The organism is Actinomyces sp. ICM47 (genome assembly GCF_000278725.1).
Taxonomy (GTDB): domain Bacteria; phylum Actinomycetota; class Actinomycetes; order Actinomycetales; family Actinomycetaceae; genus Pauljensenia.
The window spans coordinates 20218-28896 of record NZ_ALCA01000065.1 but is presented as its reverse complement, the minus strand read 5'-3'; the positions used below and the strand labels follow the sequence as shown (position 1 = coordinate 28896).

The following is an 8679-nucleotide window of genomic DNA, read 5'->3' as shown; positions in this document are numbered from 1 at the left end:
CCGCCGCCCATGGACACCGCGGTCATCCCCTCCGGGCCCTCTGGCACACTCCGCACCGGCGGCACCCTCCGCACCGGTGGCGCTGTGTCGTTGTGTGTGGCGGTCAGGCCCTGCCGCCGCCCACGGATACCGCGGTCGTGCCCTCCGGGCCCTGCGGCGCCCTCCGCACCTGCGGCGCTGTGTCGTTGTGTGTGGTGGCCAGGCCCTGCCGCCGCCCACGGATACCGCGGTCGTGCCCTCCGGGCTCTGCGGCGCCCTCCACACTGCGGACTCACGTGGTTTCGTGTGTGGCGGCCCCAGGCGGGAGGATACTGATCAGGACAGTGGGGATTGTTCTACGCGAGGTGTCCGGTAAGGCCTCTCCGGGGCCTCTGCAGGCCTTTTGGAGCCGAGGCGGGTACGAGTCCATGTCGGGGTGTGATCGGGCCTCACAGGCGCATACAGAAGCGCCCGGGGCCGTAGCCCCGGGCGCACTAGCAGCAATAAGATGTGAGCTTAGCGAACCCAACGCAACGCGTTCGGTCGCAGCATGAACGGCGACAGGATCAGCGTGGAACCCAGGCCGACACTGCAACCGCCCAGCACGTCCGTCACCCAGTGGACACCCAGGTACAGACGCGTCACGCAGATAAACGCGATGAAGACGACCGCGGCGACCCACAGCAGGTGACGAATCTCGCGCCCGACGCGCGTCATCGTCATCACCATCACGAGGGAGACCACCAGCGCCGTGACGACCGTCGCGTGACCCGACGGGAAGGAGTAGCCGTCCTCAGTGATCAAGCGGTACGCCTCTTCGGGGCGGGGACGCTCGTACAGGTGCTTAATCACGAAGCTATTCGCAGCCGAGAGCACAACTGACGACAGGACGTAGAGCGCGTGCACGACCTTCTTGGCGAACCACCAGACGGCGGCCGCGACCACCAGCGCCAAGACGATGGCGCGCTTTGGATCAAACAGCCAGGACGCGCCCGTCATGAACGTATTCATCGCGGGAGAGCGTGACTCGATGAAGTTGGACCACACGGCGGTGTCGATCGGCAGGGGATTTGTAATGAAATCACCGGCGATAGCAACCGCTACGACGAGAAGAGCCCCGACGATAACGGGGGGTGACAGAAGTCGACGAACAAGCATATGAAAATCCTACCGTAGTGTCAGTCATTCGCACCGTAGTCATACACCCAGCGCCCAGCCCGGCGCGAGAAACGCGAACGCTCACGCATCTGCCCGGTTTCTCCCGTTAGCGCGTCCCGCCACGAGGCCACGAACGTGACGGTCCCCTCCTCGTCGGAAGGACCCCCGGCCTCGGCCCCAAGAATCTGCAGGCCGATCCACTGCGTTCCCTCGACCCAGTACGGGGGAGCGGGACGCGTGCGCGGGTGCCAGGTGCGGAACAGGTAGTTTTCGTCGCGCAGCGCGAACGCCGTGTAGCGCGAGCGCATGAGTGCCTCGGCGGTCGGCACCGCCTCGCCATCCAGGTATCGCCCGCAGCACTGCGCCAGCATCGCTCCCGACCCACACGGGCAGGTACGAGGCCGGGGCGCGCCAGCGCTCGCAGCGCCGGTTGGAGTGGGGGAGATCACGCCTGGTCGCCCAGGGACGCCAGCCAGCGCTCCGCGTCCAGGGCGGCGCGGCAGCCGGAGCCAGCCGCCGTGATGGCCTGACGGTACGTGTGGTCCACGGCATCGCCGCACGCGAACACGCCCGCCACGGACGTGCGCGTCGATGGCTCGTCGACCGTAATGTAGCCGGCCTCGTCGAGGGCGACCTGGCCGCGCAGGAAGCCCGTGCGGGGCAGGTGGCCGATCGCAACGAAGACGCCGTCCACGGCGATTTCACGGGTGGATCCGTCCACTGTGGACGCCAGGCGCAGGCCGGTCACGGCCTCGTCACCGAGGACCTCGGCGACGGTCGCGTTCCACTCGAAGGAGATCTTCGGGTTATTCAGGGCGCGCTCAGCCATGACTCGCGAGGCACGCAGGGCGTCGCGGCGGTGCACGACGACGACCTCAGAGGCAAAGTTCGTCAGGAACGTCGCCTCCTCCATCGCGGAGTCGCCGCCGCCGATGACGGCCAGGCGACGATCCTTGAAGAAGAAGCCGTCGCAAGTCGCGCAGTAGGAGACGCCGCGGCCGGAGAACTCCTCCTCGCCAGGCACGTTCATGTGACGGTACTCCGAGCCGGTGGCCAGGATGACGGCGCGCGCGTAGAAGACCTCGTCCTCGGTCGCCACGGCCTTCACGTCGCCCTCGAAGTTGACGGCGACGACATCCTCGTAGCGCACGTCCGCGCCGAACTTCTCGGCCTGCTCGCGCATGTTGTCCATGAGCTCGGGACCCTGAATGCCCTCCGGGAAACCGGGGAAATTCTCGACCTCGGTCGTGGTCATGAGCGCGCCACCCGCGGCCAGCTGACCGGCCAGCACGATGGGGGCGAGGCCGGCGCGCGCCGTGTAGACCGCAGCCGTGTAACCGGCCGGACCCGAGCCGATGATGACGACGTCGTGGACGGTGGCGTCCTCGGGGACCTCGACCGAGGGGATCGAGGCGTCGACGGGAGCGGCGGCCTCGGTAGGTTCGGCCGTCACGAGGCCCGGAATCGTCACGAAAGACATGTACCCTCCTTCAGGGTTTACTGGACGGTGAGCTCGGAGATCCACGCCCAGTTGCGTCCGTCCTGACCCTTGGGCATCGAGCGGAACTGCAGCGCAATCGAGTCGGTCTCGACAGGCTGGGGCAGTGTAATCGTCGTCGTCGGGGACAACGACGAGGTGGCCAGTTCTGTTCCCTCGCGCGGCTTCGTCGGATCGGTGACGTTACGCACGACGAGCTCGCCGCCGGAGGTGGCTGAATCCATGTGCAGGGTCACCGAGGACACGGTGGCCTTCTGCTGCAGCTTGACGACGATAGTCACGGAGGTGTCGTCGCGGAACTGATTGTTATCAAACCAGCGCGAACTCCACGACGTCGACGGGTTCGAGTCGATCATGTTGATCGCGCGGTCCGGGTGGTCGCCGTCGTCGTTGTTCCACGACAGGACCTGCACGGAGGAGATCACGGGCGTCACGGAGGGCGCGGGCGGGGGAGTGGTCGTCAGGTTCGGCGCGGGCGTGTTGTCAGACTGCACCTGCGTGGTAGCCTCGCGCAGCGACTGTGCCAGATTGAGGTCGGTGACCGGGCGGGTCGCCATCCACGGACCCCAGATCGCGCCGAAGAGGAACACGATGGCACCGAAGATCAGCGCGGGCCTCGTCGGGTCGATGAGGTGATCGGAACTCTCGGCTGTCTTCTTCTCGTCTGACGAGGTCGGGGCAGCCTCAGCGGCCTGCTGCTCGGCTTGGGCGGCTGCCTGGGCGGCCACAGCGGCGGTGATCGGGGGGATCACTGCCGTGGCGTCAGCGGGGGCGTGAGTGCCGTCAGGGATCTTCGCAGAGGCGGGTGGCTCGGGTGCGAGCGGCTGGATGCGCGGGATCTGGTGGGTTGAGGGTGCGTCGGTAAGCGGCTCCGGGTGTGGGAAGTCCGTCTGGAAGGCGGCCCCCTCGCGTTCGTAGCCGCTGGCGGTGGACTTGGGTGGCGTGGGAGCGACCGGGAAGGCGGTGGCGGGAACCTCGGCCGCGTCCGCGGCCTCGTTGCTCACCGGTTTGACGTCAACCTCAGTCAGGCTCTCTGGGATCGGCTGCGCGCTGGCGGCATCCGTCGCTTCAGCGACGGCATCGACAGCGGGCGCGACCACTGCCTCGATGAAACCCGGGTTCACGGCAGGAGCCTGCGTCGCGGGTGCGATGGCCGGAGCTACGACGGGCGCGGGGGTCGGCAGAGCATCTGGAATTGGCGGAACGGAGGCGTCTTCCGAGGCGGGGGAGGGACTCGCCGGAGGCACAGGGATCGGCGAGGGGTCAACGACCTCGTCGAACGACGGCATCTTCTTCTCGTCGCCGGTCGGTTCAGGCGTGGGGGCCATCGCTTCCTCCGTCTGGTCGGGTGTGTTTGACACCATTATCGCAGCTCCGTCAGCGGTCGGCGTAGAAGACGCTGCCAGGATGTTCACCACAGAGGCGGGGACGCGCAGGCGGGTCAGGAGGGGGCGCATCATCGTCGCGGATTCGCGCGGAGAAACGAAGCGCAGGAACAGCAGGTACACGAAGCCGGTGATTGCCGAGACGATGGTCAGCTTGACAGCGGCGATACCCATGCGTGCCAGGGTCGAGGAAGTATCCGTGTGGATGCCCATCAGGGACAGGACACCGAATCCGACGATACCTGCCACGATGGCGGCCACCAGGAAGGACACGTAGGAGCGCAGCAGGCCCACTCGATCCACGTAACGGTTCTGGCGGGAAACCCACACGACAGCGATGATGCCCTGCGTGAGACGGCAGACCGTCTCGCCCAGGGACGCGGCAATAACCCACCAGCGCGCGCCGGTCATCGCGTACAGGGACCAGCCCACGATCACCTGGATGATCGTCGGGCCAATACCCATGAGGAACACGGGCTTGACGTCCTCGTAGGCGAAGAAGACGCGCTGGCTCATGAGGACCATGCCCGTGGAGGCGACGCCGGGCATCAGCGAAGTCAGGACGAGGGCGTAGGCTGTCACAGCCTCGGGATCCCCGCCCTTGGCGGCCATCGCGATCTCCATCATGGGCACCGAGCCGGCCATGAGCATGGCCGCGGCCACGAGGGTCAGCGACGTGATTGTGCGGACGCCCAGATGGTAGCTGTCGGCCACCGCACGGTCGTCGCCGTCGGCGACGGCACCGGCCATGCGCGTGAAGATTGCGGTCGTCAGGGACACGGTGATGAGCGACTGGGGGACCATGAAGATCATGAACGCCGTCGAATAGGCAAGGATGCCGACGACGCCGCCCTGGGTACCGTTGCGGCCGATGAAGCCGTCGGCCATCGCGGCCAGGTTGTTAGTCGACAGGACGCCGACCTGCGAGACGCCGAGGGTTGCGAACGTCCAGCCGGCCACGCGCGGCATCGAGCCGAAGGAAGTGCCGCGGAAGTGGAAGTCCAGCTTGAAAGAGATGCCCGCGCGACGCATCGGCCACAGCAGACACAGGGCCTGGCAGATGACGCCGAGGGTCGCCGAGCCAGCCAAGACCCAGAACTGGGCTGAGGTGATGTCGCCTGCGGGGATACCGCCGTTGGGGGCACCGCCCCAGATGCCCAGGAACAGGGCGAGGCCGGCGATGCCCACGACGTTGTTGACGACGGGTGCCCACATGTAGGGGCCGAAGATTTCGCGGGCGTTGAGGAGCTCGCCGAGCAGGTTATACAGGCCGTAGAAGAAGAGCTGCGGCAGACACAGAAGCGCGAAGAGGATCGCGAGGTTACGGATGTCCTCGGTGTAGCCGGCGGCCGTGATGATGACGAGCAGGGGCGCGAGCACCATCGTGATGAAGGTGACGACGAACAGGACCGTGCCAGCGAGCGTCAGCAGGCGGTTAACGTAGGTGTCACCGTCGTTACGTCGCTTGATCGCGCCGACGATCTGGGGAACTAGCACCGCGTCGAAGATGCCGGAGGCAAGCAGGTTGAACACGGTGTTCGGCAGCGTGTTGGCGGTCTGGAAGGCCGCACCCACGCCGCCTGCGGTGGCGCCGACTGCGGCGATCAGCATCGCGTTTCGGATAAAGCCGAGGATGCGCGACACCATGGTTCCCGACGCCATCAGCGCCGATGCCCTCAGGATCGATCGGCCTGGCGTTTTCGAGCTCATGGGGTCTCCTTCGTCGTGGCGGTCTTCGAGTCGGTGTTCTCGTCTGCGGTGTCCGAGGCCTTCTCTGGGTCCTCGGGGTGTGTCTCGGGGGCGGATGCCCCCTGGGGTGCCTCGGTTGAGCTGACGGGTTCGTCGGTACTCCCGGAAGCTGTGGAGGCCTCGGCCTTGCGCCTGGATCGCCCACGGATCGAACGCGTGATGCCGACGAGGAACAGGAGGCCGAAGAGCGCGGCGATAACCGCGGTGATTGCATCTTCCCAGCCGGCGCGCATGCGCACGAAAACGGTTTGTGAGTCGTCCAGGATGTGGCCGTCGGGGGTTGTGACCTTGTAAGTGACTTCGATGTTGCCACTGCCGATCGCGCCGACGGGCACTTCGACCGTGGTGGCACCGCGCGCGGCCAGCAGCTGGGATTGTGCGGGGGTGGCACGCAGTCGCGGGTCGTCGGGGATGAGGGTGACGTCGACGCGTACCGGCCAGTCCAGGTTGTTACGGATCAGGACGGGGAAGTTCGCGGACTTGTTGATCAGGTTAACCGCCGAGGAGGGTTCGACGGTCACCGAGGATAGCATGGTCGTCACTTGGCTGGTCATGGCGGTCGCGGAGTCCAGCTGCTCGGAGGGGGTGCGCCCGGCAGTCAATGCTGGAAGGACCTGGGGCGTGACCGAGTCGAAGACTGCGTCGGGGTCGTCCGTTGCGTTCGCCAGTGGAATGAGCAGCGTCAGCGAGGTCGACATCTCGGTGATGGCGCTCGCCGTGTCGTCGGCGAGGGTGCCCGTGCCGACGGTGGCGCGCTCGACGTCCGTGGGTTCGCTGGTGGCCATGTCCGTGAAGCTCGTGGCGGTGACCCAGCGCGGCGAGAAGAGCGCGCTGGCGCGGCTGGCGAGGCGGTCGTTGATGGTGGTTCCGCGCGCTGCCGTCGCGAACAGGGTGCGCGAGGAGGAGGGTCGTTCGCGCGCGATGATCGCCGTGATGGCGGTGAGGGCCTGCTCTGCGTCGAGTGCGTCGCCGCCGGAAGCATTCCACGACAGGATCGAGGAGATGTCTGCCTGCTGGGCGAGGACGTGCGCGCCCGTCCCGTTTGTCGAGGTCTCACCGGTCGTCGGGTTGACGTTGACGCGCGCCATGGAGGTGAAGGGGACCTCGTCAGTGGGGGTCAGTGCCGAGGTCGGGGCGATGGCGATCTGGTCGGCCGCGGCGAAGTTGGACAGGAAGGTTGTGCCGAAGGTTGCGTCATCGGGCCAGCCGACGTTGCGCAGGATCGTAGGACCCGAGTCGGGCTTGGAAGTCATGGTTCCGCTCGGACCGGTCGCGGAGGGGGTCGGGTTGGGCGTCGCGGATGCCGACGGCGAGGCCGTGGGGGATGTCGACGGGGTCGCGGAGGGATTCGGAGCGCCGGGATTGTGGGCGTGACTCGGCGCGACCCAGCCGGCCGCGCGCGGCGTGCCCGGGAAAGCGTTGATGGATTCGGAGGCCAGGCCCCAGAAGCCGGTGTTGCCGGACAGTGCGAGGGCCCCGAGATCCGCATCGGCGTCGGGCAGCGCGATGATTTCGGAGGCGGTCGACATGAACGAGGACACGAAGGCCTCGGCCTGGAGGTCGCGCGAGCGCTGCGCCGGGTCGGTCGCGGTGGGCGCGGGCGTCGGTGCGGCGGAGGCGGACGGACTCGGCGAGGCCGTGGGGGCGTCGGACTGCCCCGACTGCTCCGACTGTCCCTCCGACTGCGCCTCATCCTCGGTTGCGGACGCGGATGGGGTGGGGCTGTGCTTGGTCGTGGGCTGGGGGCCGCGAGGGATCAGGAGAGGATCGACGGCGAGGGTGACGCCCGAGGTTCCGGCCAGGGTCAGGACCGCGGAACGCTCGGCCTGAGTTGATGCGGCGTTTCCTGAGGTCCAGGGAACCACCGCGGACACACGGGAGGGGGCGACCTGTGCGCCGGAGTCCCACACGAGGATTGTGCGGTCCTTGCCGGAGAAGTCGCCGGAGGTCGCAGTGACGGTCGTGATGCGAGGCCCCCACTCCTCGGTGTCGGTCAGCGGCAGGGAGGAGGTGGGGATACGAATCTCAAAAGGTGTGGTCACGCTGCGGCGTACGTCGGTCAGCGTCGAGGAAGCGACGTGCGTGGCGTCGGGTTCGTCCTCGCTGAGCTGTGTCGTCATCGACGAAACAGAGATGGGTGTCTCGTTAGCAACGAACACATCGACGGAGACAGAGGCCAGCGTCGTCGGCGAATCGTTGCGGATCGTGCCAGAAATAACCACTTCTTCCTCGGTCGTAATGATCCGAGGCGACAGAGAGTCAATCGATACCGAGAGTCCCGAATCTGCGGACACAGTACCCATCACGGAGGGGCGCGACTGATCCTGCGCGGACGTCGCCGAATGTACGGGAATTGCCCCGGCCTCGTGAACGGAGAGACCGAGCAGAATCATCAGCGCCGCGCACAGGGCGGCGACCCACCTGCCGCGCCTAGCCACGGCTATCCCGATACAGCAGGTCGAGGGCGATGCACACGATGCGGCGTTCGTTGGGGTAGGCCAGCTGACGCGACACGTCGCGCAGGGGAACCCATGCGGCGGCCTCGGCCTCATGATCAGGATCTCCATCGACGGTGATCGTACCGGACTCGTAGTCCATTAGGTAGTGGTGAACGACCTTGTGGACGCGGCGGTCGTTGCCGGAAAACCAGTAGTCGATCGACGCCAGGTGGCGAATGATGCGCCCGTGGATGCCGGTTTCCTCGGCGACCTCGCGCAGCGCCGCCTGCTGCGGGGTCTCGGAACCCTCCAGGTGACCCTTGGGCAGGCACCACTCGATACGCCCCGCTCGATTGCGTCGCGCGATAAGCGCTGCATAGGGAATTCCGTCACGCACGTCCACGACAATACCGCCCGCGCTGGTTTCTGCGGAAATCGGCAGGTGAGAGCGGCCCGCGCGCATGGAAGCAGA

Annotated in this window: 6 protein-coding genes; all 6 read right to left on the bottom strand. The window is 66.9% G+C overall.

Annotated features, from left to right (window positions below; translation table 11 throughout):
- Positions 1 to 495: 495 nt before the first annotated feature.
- The 6 genes from HMPREF1136_RS04085 to HMPREF1136_RS04060 all read right to left on the bottom strand — a co-directional run bounded on the left by HMPREF1136_RS04085 (position 496) and on the right by HMPREF1136_RS04060 (position 8670).
- Positions 496 to 1137, bottom strand: a complete 642-nt coding sequence (locus tag HMPREF1136_RS04085; protein WP_009648062.1) for a phosphatase PAP2 family protein — start codon at positions 1135 to 1137, stop codon at positions 496 to 498.
- 20 nt (positions 1138 to 1157) lie between these two features.
- Positions 1158 to 1508 carry a YchJ family protein gene (locus HMPREF1136_RS04080; RefSeq protein WP_009648053.1) on the bottom strand — a complete coding sequence of 117 codons (351 nt, stop codon included), beginning with the start codon at positions 1506 to 1508 and terminating at the stop codon, positions 1158 to 1160.
- 74 nt (positions 1509 to 1582) lie between these two features.
- A complete protein-coding gene (trxB, locus tag HMPREF1136_RS04075; RefSeq protein WP_009648054.1) occupies positions 1583 to 2617 on the bottom strand; it encodes a thioredoxin-disulfide reductase in 1035 nt (344 codons plus the stop codon).
- Between the two features lie 17 nt (positions 2618 to 2634).
- On the bottom strand, positions 2635 to 5730 hold the full coding sequence (locus HMPREF1136_RS04070) for a lipid II flippase MurJ (protein ID WP_009648052.1): 3096 nt from the start codon (positions 5728 to 5730) through the stop codon (positions 2635 to 2637).
- Positions 5727 to 8207, bottom strand: a complete 2481-nt coding sequence (locus tag HMPREF1136_RS04065) for a DUF6049 family protein (protein ID WP_009648057.1) — start codon at positions 8205 to 8207, stop codon at positions 5727 to 5729. The genes HMPREF1136_RS04070 and HMPREF1136_RS04065 overlap by 4 nt, the downstream gene beginning before the upstream one ends.
- Positions 8200 to 8670 (bottom strand): NUDIX hydrolase, encoded by a 471-nt coding sequence (locus tag HMPREF1136_RS04060; protein ID WP_009648055.1) that lies wholly within the window; start codon positions 8668 to 8670, stop codon positions 8200 to 8202. The genes HMPREF1136_RS04065 and HMPREF1136_RS04060 overlap by 8 nt, the downstream gene beginning before the upstream one ends.
- Positions 8671 to 8679 lie beyond the last annotated feature (9 nt).